The sequence below is a fragment of the Methylomonas defluvii genome (assembly GCF_033949435.1).
Taxonomy (GTDB): domain Bacteria; phylum Pseudomonadota; class Gammaproteobacteria; order Methylococcales; family Methylomonadaceae; genus Methylomonas; species Methylomonas defluvii.
The window spans coordinates 1-16,179 of record NZ_JAXARY010000029.1 but is presented as its reverse complement, the minus strand read 5'-3'; the positions used below and the strand labels follow the sequence as shown (position 1 = coordinate 16,179).

Annotated in this window: 16 protein-coding genes, 1 pseudogene and 1 riboswitch; of the genes and pseudogenes, 16 read left to right on the top strand and 1 reads right to left on the bottom strand. The window is 55.2% G+C overall.

From position 1 onward, the window contains the following. The first annotated feature begins 76 nt into the window (after positions 1-76). The 16 genes from QLH52_RS21965 to QLH52_RS21890 all read left to right on the top strand — a co-directional run bounded on the left by QLH52_RS21965 (position 77) and on the right by QLH52_RS21890 (position 13,287). The gene (locus QLH52_RS21965) at positions 77-682 is read left to right on the top strand and encodes a recombinase family protein (RefSeq protein ID WP_255187873.1); all 606 of its coding nucleotides are present in this window, start codon (positions 77-79) and stop codon (positions 680-682) included. 109 nt (positions 683-791) lie between these two features. Beyond that, positions 792-920: riboswitch (cobalamin riboswitch) on the top strand. An 84-nt stretch (positions 921-1,004) separates the two neighbouring features. Next, positions 1,005-1,181: a CbtB domain-containing protein gene (locus QLH52_RS21960; protein ID WP_255187874.1), complete on the top strand. Its 177-nt coding sequence runs from the start codon at positions 1,005-1,007 to the stop codon at positions 1,179-1,181. A 1-nt stretch (position 1,182) separates the two neighbouring features. After that, positions 1,183-1,833, top strand: coding sequence for a CbtA family protein (locus tag QLH52_RS21955; RefSeq protein WP_255187875.1), 651 nt, complete (start codon positions 1,183-1,185; stop codon positions 1,831-1,833). An 8-nt stretch (positions 1,834-1,841) separates the two neighbouring features. After that, on the top strand, positions 1,842-3,146 hold the full coding sequence (locus tag QLH52_RS21950) for a cobyrinic acid a,c-diamide synthase CobB (protein WP_319962950.1): 1,305 nt from the start codon (positions 1,842-1,844) through the stop codon (positions 3,144-3,146). Continuing rightward, entirely contained in the window at positions 3,130-3,939 is an 810-nt protein-coding gene (gene cobM, locus QLH52_RS21945; protein ID WP_255187877.1) for a precorrin-4 C(11)-methyltransferase, read from the top strand. The genes QLH52_RS21950 and cobM overlap by 17 nt, the downstream gene beginning before the upstream one ends. Positions 3,940-3,941: 2 nt before the next feature. Next, the gene (locus QLH52_RS21940) at positions 3,942-4,763 is read left to right on the top strand and encodes a sirohydrochlorin chelatase (RefSeq protein WP_255187878.1); all 822 of its coding nucleotides are present in this window, start codon (positions 3,942-3,944) and stop codon (positions 4,761-4,763) included. 7 nt (positions 4,764-4,770) lie between these two features. Continuing rightward, positions 4,771-5,439: a precorrin-8X methylmutase gene (locus tag QLH52_RS21935; RefSeq protein WP_255187879.1), complete on the top strand. Its 669-nt coding sequence runs from the start codon at positions 4,771-4,773 to the stop codon at positions 5,437-5,439. Positions 5,440-5,443: 4 nt separating this feature from the next. Then, the gene (locus QLH52_RS21930; protein ID WP_255187880.1) at positions 5,444-6,547 is read left to right on the top strand and encodes a cobalt-precorrin-5B (C(1))-methyltransferase; all 1,104 of its coding nucleotides are present in this window, start codon (positions 5,444-5,446) and stop codon (positions 6,545-6,547) included. A 2-nt stretch (positions 6,548-6,549) separates the two neighbouring features. Continuing rightward, positions 6,550-7,857, top strand: a complete 1,308-nt coding sequence (cbiE, locus tag QLH52_RS21925) for a precorrin-6y C5,15-methyltransferase (decarboxylating) subunit CbiE (RefSeq protein WP_319962949.1) — start codon at positions 6,550-6,552, stop codon at positions 7,855-7,857. Next, positions 7,847-8,623, top strand: coding sequence for a precorrin-2 C(20)-methyltransferase (gene cobI, locus QLH52_RS21920; RefSeq protein WP_255187882.1), 777 nt, complete (start codon positions 7,847-7,849; stop codon positions 8,621-8,623). The genes cbiE and cobI overlap by 11 nt, the downstream gene beginning before the upstream one ends. Then, positions 8,616-9,350, top strand: coding sequence for a cobalamin biosynthesis central domain-containing protein (locus QLH52_RS21915; protein WP_255187883.1), 735 nt, complete (start codon positions 8,616-8,618; stop codon positions 9,348-9,350). The genes cobI and QLH52_RS21915 overlap by 8 nt, the downstream gene beginning before the upstream one ends. Next, the gene (locus tag QLH52_RS21910) at positions 9,347-9,739 is read left to right on the top strand and encodes a cobalamin biosynthesis protein (protein ID WP_255187884.1); all 393 of its coding nucleotides are present in this window, start codon (positions 9,347-9,349) and stop codon (positions 9,737-9,739) included. The genes QLH52_RS21915 and QLH52_RS21910 overlap by 4 nt, the downstream gene beginning before the upstream one ends. Further along, complete coding sequence (cobJ, locus tag QLH52_RS21905; RefSeq protein ID WP_255187885.1) at positions 9,736-11,097, top strand: precorrin-3B C(17)-methyltransferase; 1,362 nt, start codon at positions 9,736-9,738, stop codon at positions 11,095-11,097. The genes QLH52_RS21910 and cobJ overlap by 4 nt, the downstream gene beginning before the upstream one ends. After that, on the top strand, positions 11,090-11,437 hold the full coding sequence (locus tag QLH52_RS21900; protein ID WP_255187886.1) for a (2Fe-2S) ferredoxin domain-containing protein: 348 nt from the start codon (positions 11,090-11,092) through the stop codon (positions 11,435-11,437). The genes cobJ and QLH52_RS21900 overlap by 8 nt, the downstream gene beginning before the upstream one ends. Positions 11,438-11,455: 18 nt before the next feature. After that, entirely contained in the window at positions 11,456-12,841 is a 1,386-nt protein-coding gene (gene cysG / locus QLH52_RS21895) for a siroheme synthase CysG (RefSeq protein WP_255187887.1), read from the top strand. Positions 12,842-12,990: 149 nt separating this feature from the next. Continuing rightward, positions 12,991-13,287, top strand: a complete 297-nt coding sequence (locus QLH52_RS21890; protein ID WP_319962948.1) for a type II toxin-antitoxin system RelE/ParE family toxin — start codon at positions 12,991-12,993, stop codon at positions 13,285-13,287. Between the two features lie 36 nt (positions 13,288-13,323). On the opposite strand, the pseudogene QLH52_RS21885 reads toward QLH52_RS21890, so the two are convergent. Next, positions 13,324-16,056: pseudogene (locus QLH52_RS21885) on the bottom strand (Tn3 family transposase); the annotation flags it as partial. Positions 16,057-16,179: the final 123 nt, after the last annotated feature.

The window sequence follows — 16,179 nt, the reverse complement described above, 5'->3', positions numbered from 1 at the left end:
CCTTTAATTTTGAGTGCAGAAACCTTTGCCAAAATCATAATGCATTTAACTGTGCTATGTGTTAACTTTTTGCACTATGCAAACCAATACTACCTCTACCACCACGCCACTTCATCGAATCGGCTATGCCCGAGTCAGCAGTATCGGCCAAAATCTGGATTCTCAAATTGATGCGCTGCAAAAAGCGGGGTGCGGCAAAATATTTTCCGACAAGATGACCGGCTCGCACATGGATCGACCTGGCTGGGATCAGCTTTTAGAATATGCTCGCCCTGGCGATACCTTGGTTGTCAGCGAATTAAGCCGCATGACGCGCTCTTTGATGGATTTACTGACAACGGCAAAGGTGCTGGAACAGCGGCAAATTAATTTAGTGTCATTGCGCGAAAATATCGATACCACCACGGCGACTGGCCGTTGTTTCTTGTCGATGATGGGCGCTATTCACCAAATGGAGCGGGAACTTCGCGCAGAGCGGGCGGCAGCGGGACGTTCATCCGCTAAAGCGCGGGGCAAAACGGGTGGAAGACCTAAAACTGACCCAGAAAAATTGGAGAATGCCAGAATCCTCTATGAAAACTCGGACAAAACTGCCGCCGAGGTTTGTGAGATTACCGGCGTAGGGAGACGAAAATTCTTCTCCTACGTGGCCGAGAAACGGAATGGCTCTGGTAAAACGTAAAATTGCATTTGAATTGGGGCTGACAAATGCACGAATTCTAGAGTGCCAATTGTTCTCTCGGGGGCTTCGGTGGATTGATCCAAATTAGCTCGGTCAAACTTAATCGAGTATAATTACTCTAGGTCTAGGTTCCCGCTTTGGCGGGTGAAACTGGAAGTCGGTTCAAGGCCGACGCTGCCCCCGCAACGGTAGGTGATTCGTCACGAGCCCGGAGACAGGCCTGAAACTTTAGCAACAGTCGCGGAGGGCGAGCTGTCAAATCGGTTTTTTTGGTTTGCCGTTCCCGCTGTTTTTCCGTCCACCTCATTCGGAACAGCCAACCATGAAAACGCTCACTGCCTCAACTGCCATCGTTTCCTCCAAACTCCTGCCCGGCCTGAGTGCCATTGTATTGGGCCTGAGCGTCGTTTTGGGTCTGGGTTTCTTGCAGGACGCCAATAACACACTGCACAACGCCGTCCACGACGGCCGTCATAGCGCAGCCTTTCCTTGCCATTGACATGGCGGATTTTCGCAAACTGGTCGCAGTCTCGCTGCTGGCCGGCGTATTGGGCGGCTTGTTGCTCAGCGTATTGCAACATTATCAAACCCTGCCGTTGATTTTGGCCGCCGAACAGTTCGAAACGCCATCGGCCGAACAGGCGCATGACTGGCAGCCGAGCTATGGCTGGCAGCGTAACGGCTTTACCTGGCTGTTCAACAGCCTGACCGGCTTCGGCTTTGCCTTGTTGATCAGTGCCGCCATGTACTGGCGCGATCAACGCGGCTATCTGTATGGGCTGGGCTGGGGTTTGGCCGGTTACTGGGTGTTTTTTGTCGCGCCGTCATTGGGACTGCCGCCAGAACTGCCCGGTACCGACAGCGCCGAGTTGCATAGCCGTCAGGCCTGGTGGCTGTTTACCGCAGCGGTGACGGCAGGAGGTTTGTTTGGCCTGTTTTTGAGCAGACAGCGCTGGCTGCAAATCGGTGGCGTCGGTTTGCTGGTATTACCGCATATCATCGGAGCGCCCCATCCGGAAGTTGCCCACGCCTTGGCTCCCGAAGCATTACAACAGCAATTCGTCATTGGTACGGCCATCAACAACGCCGTTTTCTGGCTGGCGTTGGGTGCTTTATCGGGCATGGCGTTACGCAAAGTGACATTTTCATGATGCAGACCATGGCAACGCACCATTGCCCGGCAATGTTGATTAGCGCCCCCGCCTCCGGCCAAGGCAAAACCACCATCACCGCAGCCCTGACCTACTACCATCGCCAACAAAACCGCAAGGTGCGAGTGTTCAAGACCGGGCCGGATTTTATCGATCCGCAAATCCTGAGCTTTGCTTGCGGACACCCCGTTTATCAGCTGGATTTATGGATGATGGGCGAAGCGCATTGCTGCGAGCTGCTGTATCAAGCGGCAGCCGATGCCGACGTCATTCTGATCGAAGGCGTGATGGGCTTGTTCGACGGTGACAGCAGCAGCGCCGATTTGGCGCAAACACTCGACGTGCCGGTGGCGGCGGTCATCGATGCCGGCGGCATGGCGCAAACCTTTGCCGCCGTGGCTTATGGTTTGGCCCACTACCGGGCTGATTTGCCGTTTGCCGGTGTCATTGCCAACAAAGTGGGCAGCCCTGGCCATGCCAAATTGCTGTTAGAGGCCTTGCCGGAAAACCTGCCTTTGCTGGCGGCAATGGCGAAAGACGATGGCGTAGGCTTGCCGTCCCGGCACTTGGGCTTGTTGCAGGCCGACGAAATCGGCGACCTCGATCTGCGCCTGGCGCGCGCTGCCGATTTGCTCAATAGCCTGGCGCTGTGCCGATTGCCGGAACCTGTTGCCTTCGCGCCGATCACGGCCTCACCGCCGCCACGTTTACTGGCCGGTAAACGTATCGCCGTGGCTCGCGATGCCGCGTTTTCCTTTATTTATCAGGCCAATCTGGATTGTTTGCTTGCGATGGGTGCCGAGCTGGCGTTTTTCTCGCCGCTGACCGATAGCGCATTGCCGGAGGCCGACAGCATCTATTTGCCCGGCGGCTACCCGGAACTGCACCTGCAAACATTGGCGGACAATGTTGCCATGAAACAAGTCTTGCAGGCGCATCATCAAGCCGGCAAGCCGATTTACGCCGAATGCGGCGGTTTTTTATATTTGCTGGAGCGATTGACCGACCATGATGGCCATTGCGCCAATATGGCCGGCCTGTTACCCGGCAGCGCGCAGATGCAGAAACGGCTGGTGAATCTGGGCATGCACAGCTTGCAGCTGGAACAAGGCGAAATTCGCGGTCACAGCTTTCATCATTCGCAACTGACAACGACTATGCAGCCATTCACGATGTCCAACCCGCAACGCCAGCGTAGCCATAGCGAAAACTTTTTCCGGGTCGGTTCGTTGCAGGCATCTTATCTGCACCTTTTTATTTTCCGTTCAATCCGCAGGTTGCGGCTGGGTTTTTTCTATGAACACGCAGCCTGATCCGGCGAAAGTCTGGTTCGTCGGCGCCGGCCCCGGCGACCCGGATTTGATCACCGTCAAAGGCCGAGACTTGATCGCCAAGGCAGATGCCATTTTATTCGCCGGCTCGTTGGTACAGGCCGCCGCGACCCAATGGGCGCCCAGCACTTGCGTGATCAAAGACTCCAAAGACATGACCCTGGAGCAGATTACCGACTGGCTGATCGAACAAGCCGGGCCGGGCAAAACCGTGATTCGCCTGCAAACCGGCGATCCGGGTTTGTACGGCGCCTTGATCGAAATGGTGCAACGGCTGGATGCAGCCCAGATTGCCGTCGAAGTGGTGCCAGGCGTGTCCTCCGCATTTGCCGCGATGGCCTGCGCTGTGGAAAGCCTGACCTTGCCCGAAGTGACGCAAACCGTGATTCTGACCCGGGTCGAAGGCCGCACGCCGATGCCGGACGGCGAATCCTTGCAGGAACTGGCCAGCCATCACACCACGCTGTGCCTGTTTTTATCGATTACCTTGCTGCCCACCATCGAGCGCGAATTGAAAGCCGCTGGTTGGGCGGATGATGCCCCGGTATTGGTGGTGCACAAAGCCAGTTGGCCGGACGAGCAGCAAATCATTCGCGGCACACTGGCCGATATCCGCGAACGCTGCCGGGCCGCCAAAATCAACAGCCAGGCCATGATTGTGGTCAGCCCCACTCTGGGCGCGCGGCAGTGGCCTACGTTAAAAAAATCCAAACTCTACGATGCCGGTTTTACCCATCGCTTCCGCCGTGCCGAGCGGCCAACTTCTCAGGAATAAGCATGACAACCACCGTCCTTCTGGTTGGCCACGGTTCACGTAATCAGGCCGGTAACGATGAAATTCAGCAATTTCAGCAACAATGGCAAGCCCAACACCCCGACTGGCGCATAGAGTTGTGCTATATCGAACTGGCCGATGTACTGTTGCCGGAGGGTTTGAGCCGCGCCGCGCAGGACTCCGAGCGGGTGATTGTGGTGCCATTGATCATCAGCGCCGCTGGCCATGTGAAGATGGAGATTCCCGAGCATATCGAAGCAGCCCGCGCGAAATTCCCAGGCGTCGAATTCATCTACGCACCGCATCTGGGCAGCAACGAAACCTTGCTGGCCATTCTGCAAAAACAACTGAAAGGCGCACTCAAATCCCTGGCCATGCCGGACCCAAAAACCACCGGCGTGATCATATTAGGCCGTGGTTCCTCCGACAAAGTCGCCAACGGCGAACTGGCCAAACTGGCGCGTTGGCTGTTCGAAGTCACCGAGCATGAATTGATCGACATCGCCTTTACCGGCATTACCCATCCCCGTCTGGAAACCGCCGTGCAACGCCAAGTGCGGCTGGGCATGACGCAGATTGCGATTTTGCCTTACTACCTGTTCACCGGTCTGCTGATCGAGCGCATCGGCCAACAAGTCGAGCGCTTGCAATGGCAATACCCTCAGGTTGCCTTCGCTGCCGGCAGTTATTTCGGTTTCGATCCGGCGATTTTTAAATTGCTCGATCAACGGGTGAGCGAAGCCTGCGACCCGACCGCACCAAACATGCTGGAATGCGACGGTTGTCAGTATCGCGAACAGGCCGAACATCACCACCATCATTGATTACGCCATGAGTCAAAATACACAGACTGAACAACTTACTCAAGCTGGACAGCAGATCGAGCATGACTCCTTTGCCATCGTCGACCGCGAAGTGGGCGAGCACTATTATTCAGATGGCCAATGGCAAGTGGTACGACGCATGATCCACGCCACCGCCGATTTTGAATTCAACGGCCTGACCGAGTTTTCCGCGCATGCGGTTGAAGGCGGCATACAAGCCATTCTAAATGGTGCGCCGATTGTCGCCGACGTGGAAATGATTTGCGTCGGTCTGTCGCAGCCGCGTCTGGCCCACTTCGGTATTAGTACCCGCCAGTTCATCGCCGATGACGATGTCATCGACGCGGCCAAACGAGTCAATAGCACTCGCGCGGTGCAAGCTATGCGCAAAGCGCACAACTTAGGTTTGCTCGATGGCGGCATCATCGCGGTCGGCAATGCACCGACCGCCTTGCTGGAAGTGTTGCGGATGATCCGCGAAGAAGGCATCAAACCGGCGCTCATCGTCGGCATGCCGGTCGGCTTTGTCTCGGCAGCGGAATCCAAGGATTTACTCGCCGAATTACACGATGTGCCCTGGATCATCACCCGTGGCCGCAAAGGTGGTTCGACACTGGTGGTCGCGGCGATTCATGCCTTGCTAAGTCTGGCGGAAAACCGGCAGAAAAACGGCTGACCGCATGGCGATGCCGGAACGCAAACCCAAGGGCACCCGCAAGGGTTACACCACCGGCGCCTGTTCGGCGGCGGCGGCGCGGGCGGCCGTACAAGGTTTGCTGGAAGGGTGTGTGCCGGAAACCATAGACTGTGAGCTGCCCAACGGCCAAGTGGTGGCGTTCAACGTCAAAGAAGGCTGGATAGACAACGATTGTGCGCATGCTGTGATCGAAAAAGACGCGGGCGACGATCCGGATTGCACTAACCACGCCTGGCTGACCGCGGATGTAGTTTGGATTGAACAACCCGATACCATTATCTTGCAAGGCGGCGCAGGCATCGGCCAGATCACCCGTCCTGGTTTAGGACTTGCCATTGGCGGCCCGGCTATCAATCCGGTTCCGCGCAAAAATATCGAAGATAACATCCGCTTGATCGCCGGTGAAGCCCTAAAAACCAGAGGCTTACAGGTGACCATCTCCGTGCCGGGCGGCGAAGAGATGGCGAAAAAAACCCTGAATTACCGCTTGGGCATAATCGGCGGTATTTCGATTTTGGGTACCACGGGCATCGTCCATCCGTATTCCACGGCGGCATTTCGGGCTAGCGTGGTGCAAGGCGTGGAAGTGGCGGCTAATCAAGGTCAAGCCAGCGTGGTACTGACCACCGGTGGCCGCACCGAGAAATTCGTGATGCGCGAGTTGCCCGAGCTGGATGAAAGCTGTTTCGTGCAAATGGGCGATTTCCTGACTCCGGCACTGGATGCCGCCGAGCGTTGCGGCATTCAAAACATCATCATCGGCGGCATGGTCGGCAAGCTGACCAAAATGGCGCAAGGCGAAACCATTACCCATGCCGGTCGCGCACCGGTCGATGTGGAACTGGTGGCCGACATCGCCCGCAGCATTGGCGCGCCGAACGATGTATGCGACGCTATCGCCGGGCAGGAAACCGCCCGTTACGCTTCGGAATGCATGGCGGAACTGGGGCTGGAACACGCCTTTCATGTCGAACTGGCTAGGCGGGTAATCGCCACGCTGGAAAACCGGTATCCCGGCCGTTTTCACATCAGTGTGCTGGTGTGTGACTTTGACGGCAACAAACTGGCCGAAGCCGGAAGGAATTGATCATGCAAGCGATGTGCAGTTTTATCGGCGTACTCGATAACGGTGTCGCCAGCCTGAGCCAGGAGGCCTTGCAGGTATTACGCGAAGCCAAACATGTCATCGCCGGTAGCCGTCTGCTGGCAACGCTGGCTAAAGACATTACCCAGGCCAGACACTACGACTTAACCGGGCAACTCAAACAAGTGCCGGATTGGATCAATGCCGCATTGGCACAAAATGAAGCAGTAGCAGTACTGGCGACCGGCGATCCCTTGTGTCACGGCATCGCCGGTTTTCTGGCAGGCAAACTGGAGCCAAACCGTTTGCGCATCTTGCCCAATCTAAGCACCCTACAATTAGCTTTTGCCGAGTTGAAATTGTCTTGGCAAACCGCCGACATCGTTTCGGTGCACAGCAAGGATGCCGGCGAATGGCGTTGCGGGGCCACGCCCGAGCATGGCTTGTACGAATTGGCTCAGCGCTGTCGCCAACATGACTTGTTGGCGATATTGACCAGCCCGGACAACACGCCGGCCCGTATTGCCCGGATGCTGCAAATTGAAGGTATGGCCGATAGGTTTCAGGTGGCTATTGCCGCATTGCTGACTCAACCGGAACAGCAGGTCAGTGGCTGGTTGAGTTGCGCCGAGGCGGCGAAAAGCGACTATCCCGATCCCAATGTTGTCATCCTGAAACGCACTACGCCACAGCCGTTTCCAGTATTATTCGGCCTGCCTGACGACAGTTTCAGCCAGCGCAAACCGGAAAAAGGCCTGATCACCAAACGCGAAGTGCGTGCGGTATCTTTGGCGAGGATGCAATTGACGCGTCGAAGCATTGTCTGGGACATCGGCGCGGGTTCCGGCTCGGTCGGGCTAGAGGCTGCGCGGCTGTGTTCGGAGGGTCATGTCTTTGCCATCGAAAAAAACACCGATGACATTGCTAATGTCGAACAGAATCAGGCCGCCTGGGGTATCAGCAACTACAGCTTCATGCACGGCAAAGCCCCGCAGTTTCTCGATACCTGGCCCGACCCGGACGCGGTATTTATCGGCGGTTCCGGCGGCGAACTGGTGGAACTGATCGCCTTGTGTTTAGGGCGTTTGCGCCCGGCGGGTTGGCTGGTAATGAACTTCGTCACGCTGGAAAACCTGTCCACCGCCGTCGAAACCCTGAAACAACTCGGCGCAGACTGGGACGTCTGCCAAATTCAGGCCTCGCGCAGCAGCCCGATTCTGGCCATGCATCGCATGCAGGCCGAGAATCCGGTGTGGATCGTGTCGGCCACCCATTCTTTACAGCCCATATCAAGCGGTCACGATGAACACTAAACTCGGCACCCTCTACGGCATCTCACTCGGCCCCGGCGACCCCGGCCTGATCACTCGTCGCGCTTGGGAATTACTCTCCAGCGCCGGTCATTGGACCTATCCGGTGCGCAAGAAAAATAGCGACAGTTATGCCTTGGACATTGCCTTGCGCGCCGGTCTTGAATGTCCCCAAGCCCATACTGCGCTGCATTTTCCAATGACTCACGATGCGGATATTCTGGCTCGCTATTGGTTGGAAGCCGCACAGACCGTGCTGGCCCTACTGCAAGGCGGTGAGGATGTGTTGTTTTTGGTGGAAGGCGACGCGTCAACGTATTCCACCTTTGGCCACTTACAACGTAGCGTTCGCGCTTTGCAAGCCGATGTCACGGTCGAGGTGGTGCCCGGCGTATCATCGTTTCATGCGGCGGCCGCGTGCGCGGGCGAAGCCTTGGCCGATGTCGACGATACTATCGCCATTGTGCCGGCCGGTTACGGCATCGCGCAGATAGAACGGATGTTGAACGACTTCGATACCTTGGTATTACTCAAGGTCAAACCATTGTTGGATGACATTATCGATCTGTTGCGCCGCCGCGATTTACTGGCCCACGGTTGGTTCGTCGAGAAAGCCGGTGCCCCGGAAGAGCGCATGGTGCATGACCTCGCCAGCCTATATGGGCAAAAGGTCAATTACCTGTCTTTACTGATTATCAAAAACCCAGGCCGCCAGCGCGGCGAAATGCAGCGCGGTTGCCGTAAAAAGCAGGATGAAATCCATGAATGATGTGCGTGTCGCCATCGTGGCGATTACCAAACACGGGGCCGCAATTGCCAGCCGCCTGGCGCCACAAATCCCGGAAGCCGAGGTGGTGGTATCGGAGAAGCAAGCCGAACATTTGGCTGAATTTGCCAATCCGCGGCGGGTGTATCAAGGCGCCTTGAGCGCGCAAATCGGCGATCTGTTCTCGGCTTACGACCAGATCATCTTTCTGGTGTCGCTGGGCGCGGTGGTGCGCTTGATTGCGCCGCATCTCAAATCCAAGGACGAAGACCCCGGCGTGCTGGTAATCGACGATGCCGCCGAATTCGTAATCCCGGTATTGTCCGGTCACGTCGGCGGCGCCAATGCCTATGCGGAAAAAGTCGCCGTCTTGTTGAAGTCCACGCCGGTACTGACTACGGCCTCGGATGTCGGCAAAACCATACCGGTGGATATTTTGGGACGCGAGCTGGGCTGGCAAGTGGAAGCTCCCAAGATCAACATCACCCGCGTGTCGGCGGACGTGGTCAATCAGCAGCCAGTTGCCTTCGTGCAGGAAGCCGGCAGTGCCAACTGGTGGACGCGGCCCACACCGTTACCGACCAATATTCATTTGTTCCAGCGCTTCGAGGACGTGGATACCGCGAAATACCACTCGATTTTATGGGTGACCCAGCGGGAAATAGCGCCGGCTATCTGGGAACAGCTTGCGGAAAGATTGGTGGTGTATAGGCCGCCGCTCGAGCAATGAAAGTAATGGTCGGCATGGGCTGCGACCGCAACGCCAGCCTGGAAACCTTGCGGCAGGCGTTGGCTCAGGCCTTGTGGCATTGCGGGCTGGATAAATCGGCGGTCGTTGGTCTGGCCAGTATCGACAAAAAAAACGACGAGGCGGCCTTATTAGAACTGGCGGCTGCGTACAGCTGGCCGCTGATGTTTTATTCCGCCGAGGAACTGGCCGCCATCGCTGTGCCGAATCCTTCCAAGGTGGTCATGAAATATATGGGCACGCCAGCCGTGGCGGAAGCGGCGGCGTTGAAGGCCGCCAATGTTGGTTGGGCACAGTTGCTGGTCGAAAAACATAAATATTGTGGCGCGGATGGCAAGAACGCCACCGTTTCAATTGCGAGAATTCAATGACGAAAGCGGGAAAAATTTTACTGGTCGGTATCGGCCCCGGCAATCACGAGCACATGACGGCTCGCGCACGACAAGCGATTGCGGAAGCAGACGTGGTAATTGGTTACAGCACCTACATCAAGCTGGTGCAAGACTTGCTCGATGGTAAGGAGGTCATCAAAAAAGGCATGACCGAAGAGCTGGATCGCAGCATCGAAGCCTACGAACACGCCAAGCAAGGCAAAATCGTCGCCATGGTGTCGTCCGGCGACATCGGTGTTTACGGCATGGCGGGGCCAACTTACGAGCTGCTGCTGGACAGCGGCTGGACGCCGGACGATCCGATTGAGGTGGAAGTGGTGCCCGGTAGCACCGCGTTGTCCAGTTGCGCCTCCCTGGTCGGCGCGCCGCTGACCCATGATTTCTGCTCGATCTCCCTATCCGATTTATTGACGCCGTGGCCGGTGATTGCCCGCCGCCTGGAAAGCGCTGCGCGTGGCGATTTCGTGGTGGCGCTCTATAACCCGAAAAGCGGCCGACGCACCCAGCATATCGTCGAAGCACAAACGATCTTACTGCACCATCGTAGCCCGGATACGCCGGTGGCCATCGTCAAATCGGGCTACCGCGCCCGGCAACACATCCAGTTGGTGCGTTTGGCGGAGATGGCCGATTGCGACATCGGCATGTTGACCACGGTCTTGGTCGGCAACAGCAGCACCTTTGTTCGGGAAGGTTTGATGGTGACGCCACGCGGCTATGCCAATAAATACAATGCCATGACCGGCGAAACCCGGGCAGGCGAACAGGCGGGGCGCTCGTTGAGCATGGGCCTGGAGGGCTGGAAAAGTTGTGTTCGGCAATATCTGCGCGACACGCCCAAGGTGACATTACAACAGGCGGCGGAATATTTTGGGCAACCGTTGTCGGAAGTTCTCGATGCGGTCGGCCATGCCACATTGGACGATCAGGCCGGCATTTTCTGTGCGCAACGGGCAGCGCCGGACAGTCATGAACGTTTACTCACCGCACTCCAGGAGTGGGGTAAATTACGTGCCGTGGTTCGTAGCGAAGGCGGAGCGGTGGCGGAATTGTTGATCAACGCCGCCGATTTGCAGGAAAAAAACGGCTGGCTGAGTATCGTCAACGACAGCTTTCATTTACACATCGACTGGCGTAAGGCGCAGCAGATCTGGTTTGTCAGCCGACAGGACCAAGCCCATGGCATTCAGGTGCTGGACAGCCAAGGTGAGGCCTTGTTCAATTTATGGTTGGTTGCCGGGGAAACAGGTTTCGACAGCGCAGCTCTGCAGCATTACCGCGACGACCGCACACAATTTGGCGTCTCAACGCCTGAGGAGTCCTGTCACCATGACTGATATGCCAGAAAAACCAAAAATGGGTGAATACAAACGCCACCTGCTGGTTTGTACCGGCCCACGCTGCACCGAAAATGGTGAAGCCCAAGCCTTATTCGAAACCCTGGGCGAGAAGTTTAAAGCGGCGGGCATCGACAAAGGCGAACTCAGGGTCAAACGTACCCGCACCCACTGTTTCGCCACCTGCAAATCCGGCCCCATTATGTGCGTACAACCCGATGGCGTCTGGTATTACAACGTCAATGAAGCCAATTTACAGCGTATCATCAATGAGCATTTGCTGGACGGCAAGCCGGTCGAGGATTTGATTTATCATCGAAGCGCTTGCCCGGTTCCATAGCAGTAACACCCAGTCGTCATGGATTATTTCCCGCTTTTCTTGAAAGTTAAAGGCCAAACGTGCCTGGTGGTAGGCGCTGGCGAAATCGCGGCGCGAAAAATTGAATTACTGATCCGCGCTGGAGGCAACATCGTCGTGGTTGCTACAGAAATTGGTAACACGGTAGCCGCTATGCAGCATTCAAACCCGATCGTTATCCGCCAAAAAGCATTTTCGCATGAGGATGTCGACGGTATGGGACTTGTGGTCTCCGCTACCAATTGCAGAACCACTAACATCGAGGTCTCCAACGTGGCGCATCAGCGAAGAATCCCGGTTAATGTGGTGGATGATCCGGCGTTGTGTTCTTTTATATTCCCGGCCATTATTGATCGCTCCCCTTTGCTTGTTGCCATTTCTTCGAGTGGTGTATCTCCCGTATTGACGCGGTTATTACGGGCCAGGATAGAAAGTGCCATCCCAGCGTCGTTTGGCCTGTTGGTTCAATTGGCAGAAAAATTCAAGTTATTGGTCAAACAACGCATTCCACAACCGAGTCAGCGGAGAATTTTCTGGGAAAAAATTTTACAAGGATCGGTCGCCGAATTAGTTTTTGTAGGCAAGCAGGACGAAGCGGAACAACTGCTGCTATCGCAACTGCAACAGGCCGATCCTGCTGTAAGTCAGGGTGAAGTGTATTTAATAGGTGCCGGCCCTGGCGACCCTGATTTATTAACGTTTAAAGCGTTGCGGTTGCTGCAGCAGGCTGATGTTGTCGTTTATGATCGACTGGTTTCCAACGAAATTCTTGATATGGCTAGGCGGGACGCCGAAAAAATCTATGTCGGTAAGCAGCGAGATAATCATAGCCTGCCGCAGGAGTCGATTAATCGATTGTTAACTGATTTAGCCCTGGCCGGCAAACGGGTCGCCCGATTAAAGGGTGGCGATCCTTTTGTCTTTGGTCGAGGGGGTGAAGAAATTGAGTCTATTATGCCACACGGGATCAGCTATCAGGTCGTGCCCGGCATTACGGCGGCGGCAGGCTGTGCCAGCTATGCGGGCATTCCCTTAACCCATCGAGATCATGCGCAATCCTGCACATTTGTCACCGGGCACTTAAAAGACGGCAGTATTAATCTCGATTGGCAGCATTTATCTCGTCCTAATCAAACGGTTGTGATTTTTATGGGACTGGCAGGATTGGCCACTATCTGCCGATCACTGATGGAACACGGTTGCCCGGCCAATCACCCCATTGCTGTCATTCAGTCAGGAACAACCAGAAACCAACGGGTATTAACAGGAACACTAGCCGATATGCCAGACCGTGTGGAACAGGCCGATATGGAGCCTCCGACACTGATTATTGTTGGTTCGGTAGTTACGCTCCATCAAAAATTGGACTGGTTTCAGACGTCATAGTAAAAATAAACTCTTACCATTGGGTGAGTTGATAAGCGATCTGTCATTTCCAATGTTAGTCACTACATCCATCAGCCTAATCCATTAGTTATTGCTAATTTTTACCTTTTCGAGGGGATGGGCAAAAATAGCCAACCCTCAATGCAACCGTGGACGAAGAAATTGAGGCTCTCCCTGTTGATATGCGCGCACGGTTAGTCCGTATCGCGGAACTGATCGCAACCGTTGGCCTTGAAAATGTCCGCGAACCGCACATCAAGCATCTTGAAGGCCCGTTATGGGAGATGCGGCTGAAAGGCAAGGACGGGATTTCACGGGCACTGTATGTGACGGCCAGAAAAAAACGGGTGGTGATCGTGCGGGTTTTTATCAAGAAAACTGAAAAAACACCACGCCGAGAGATAGAAATCGCTTTAACACGGGCGAAAGAGGTTGAAAATGACTAAGATGGGATAGCCGCAGAATTCGTAAAAAATAGTACGCTAAGACTTTTCAGTAGTTCGCAGCGGTCTGAATTGCCCGTCTTCAATCTTTCGGTTCTGCCGCCAAATGTAATCGCCTGTCAGATTGATGTGCTCCCAACCCAACGGCGACAGGTATTGCAGCAACGAATCATCAATGGGCTTGTCTAGTTCCCGCAGTTTTTCGACAGCCCTTTCCAGATAGACCGTGTTCCATAACACGATGGCCGCCGTTACCAAGTTGAGGCCGCTGGCACGATAACGCTGTTGCTCGAAGCTGCGGTCGCGGATTTCGCCCAAGCGATTAAAGAATACCGCTCTGGCTAAGGCGTTCCTGGCCTCGCCCTTATTCAGTCCCGCGTGGACACGCCGGCGCAGTTCTACGTTTTGCAACCAATCCAGAATGAACAAGGTGCGCTCGATACGGCCCAGTTCGCGCAAAGCCACAGCCAGTCCATTCTGCCGTGGGTAACTGCCGAGTTTCCGCAGCATCAACGACGCGGTGACAGTGCCTTGTTTGATCGACGCCGCAAGCCGTAGTATGTCGTCCCAATGCGCCTGGATGCTGTTGATGTTCAGGTTACCGCCGATCATGCTCTGCAACGCCGGGTAGTCTTGGCCGTTTTTCGGCACATACAGCTTGGTATCCTTCAAATCGCGGATGCGGGGTGCAAAGCGAAATCCCAGCAAATGCATGAGCGCGAAGACATGATCGGTAAAGCCAGCGGTATCGGTGTAATGCTCTTCGATACGCAAATCCGATTCGTGATACAGCAAGCCATCAAGCACATAGGTCGAATCGCGGATACCGACATTCACGACTTTGGTGTGAAAAGGGGCGTACTGGTCGGAAATGTGGGTATAGAACAATCGGCCCGGTTCGCTGCCATACTTCGGATTGACATGCCCCGAACTTTCGCCCTTGCCGCCCGCCCGAAAACGCTGGCCGTCAGAAGACGAGGTCGAGCCATCGCCCCAGTTTTCGGCAAACGCATGATTGAACTGGGCATTCACTAACTCGGCTAATCCGGCAGAATAGGTTTCATCCCGGATATGCCAGGCTTGCAGCCATGACAGTTTGGCGTAGGTCGTGCCGGGGCAAGACTCGGCCATTTTAGTGAGCCCCAGATTAATGGCGTCGGCCAAGATGGCCGATAGCAACAAAGCCCGGTCTTTAGTCGGTTCTCCATCCTTCAAATGCACAAAATGCCGGCTAAAGCCGGTCCAGTCGTCCACATCCATCAATAATTCGGTGATCTTGATGCGGGGCAGCAACATGCCTGCGTGGTTGATCAATTGTTGCGCGGCTTCAGGGACAACGGCATCCAATGGGGTGATCTTCAGGCCGGAATCGGTGATGATGGCATCGGGCAGTTCATTGGCCAATGCTAAACGGTTTACCGTGCTCAGTTGTTGTTCGAGCAACTGCAACCGATCATGTAGATATTGTTCGCAATCCGGATTAACGGCAACCGGCAATGCCTTTGCCTGTTTGAGCGCCCGAAATTTCTCAGAAGGCAACAGGTATTCATCGAAGTCGCGAAATTGCCTGGAACCCTGTACCCAGATGTCGCCGGAACGGAGTGCGTTTTTCAGTTCAGTGAGCGCACAGATTTCATAGAAGCGACGGTCAAGCCCTGGCTCGGCATGTACCAGCGACTTCCAGCGCGGTTTGATAAAAGCCGTCGGCGCATCAATCGGCACTTTGCGTGTGCCGGTACTGTTCATAATGCGAATTACCGCAATGGCATCCAACACATTTTGCGCCGCTGGTGCCGCTCGTAATGTCAGCACGTCCAGAAAATCCGGCGTATAGCGGCGGAGGGTGCTGAATTGCTCAGCAAGCAAGTGTAAGTGATCGAATGCGGCGGGTTTGGCCAGTTGATCCGCTTCGATGATGGTTTGCTGGAAGTCGTCCCAGGAAATAACGGACTCGATTGCGACGTAAGGATCGCTCTCCGATTGCTTGGCGTCCAACAAGGCATGACCGATTTTTGAAAGTAATCGTACCTTGTCGTTGATCGCCTTGCCCTGTTGTTGGAACTGATGTTGATGCTTGTGCTTGGCTGCACTGAATAACTTCAACAGGATACGGTCGTGCAAATCAATAATTTCGTCGACAATGGTCGCCGTGCTTTCCAAGGATACAGCCACGAGCGTGGCGTATCGGCGCTCGCTTTCAAACTTGCCGAGGTCCTGCGGCGTCATTTGCCCACCTTCACGCGCGATTTTTAATAGCCGGTTCTGGTGAATGTGCCGACCAATGCCATCCGGCAAGGCAATGGCCTGAATGGTTTTCAGTCGCTCGATGTGCTCCAGCATATAACGGGAATTGGGCTTCAAAGGCGACTGGCGTAGCCAAATCAACCAAGTCGTGTTGGAATCCGGCTTGATTTTCAGCAGTTCGTCGAGCCGTTGTCGATGCAACGCCGTGAGCGGCTGGGCCAATGTCCGGTAGAGGCTGCGATTCGCGCGAGTGATGGCTTCGGCACAGGCTCGCTCGACCACATTAATCGTCGGTAGAATAACCTTGCGTTGGCGAAGCGCTTCCAAGGCATAGGCCGCTAACACCACACCCTTATCGGTTTGCATGGCGAGATCGGCCAGCGTTTTCACCAGAAACCGAAAATCGGACAAACCGAAGGTCGATAAGCCAAGATAGCCGCGCAGTTCCTGGAAATGTTCGCGCCGCGTTTCGTCGCGCTCGCCGTATTTTCGCCAAGCGCCGGGATCGGATTGGATTTGGCCGGCGATCCGGCCCAGTGGGAGCGAAGCTACAATTTGACGACATATTAGGTTAAGCTAATTGAACGAGGGGACAAAAACTAGCGAGGCACCTCAATCTCTCCCGATTGAATGCCAATCGCGATTTGCTCC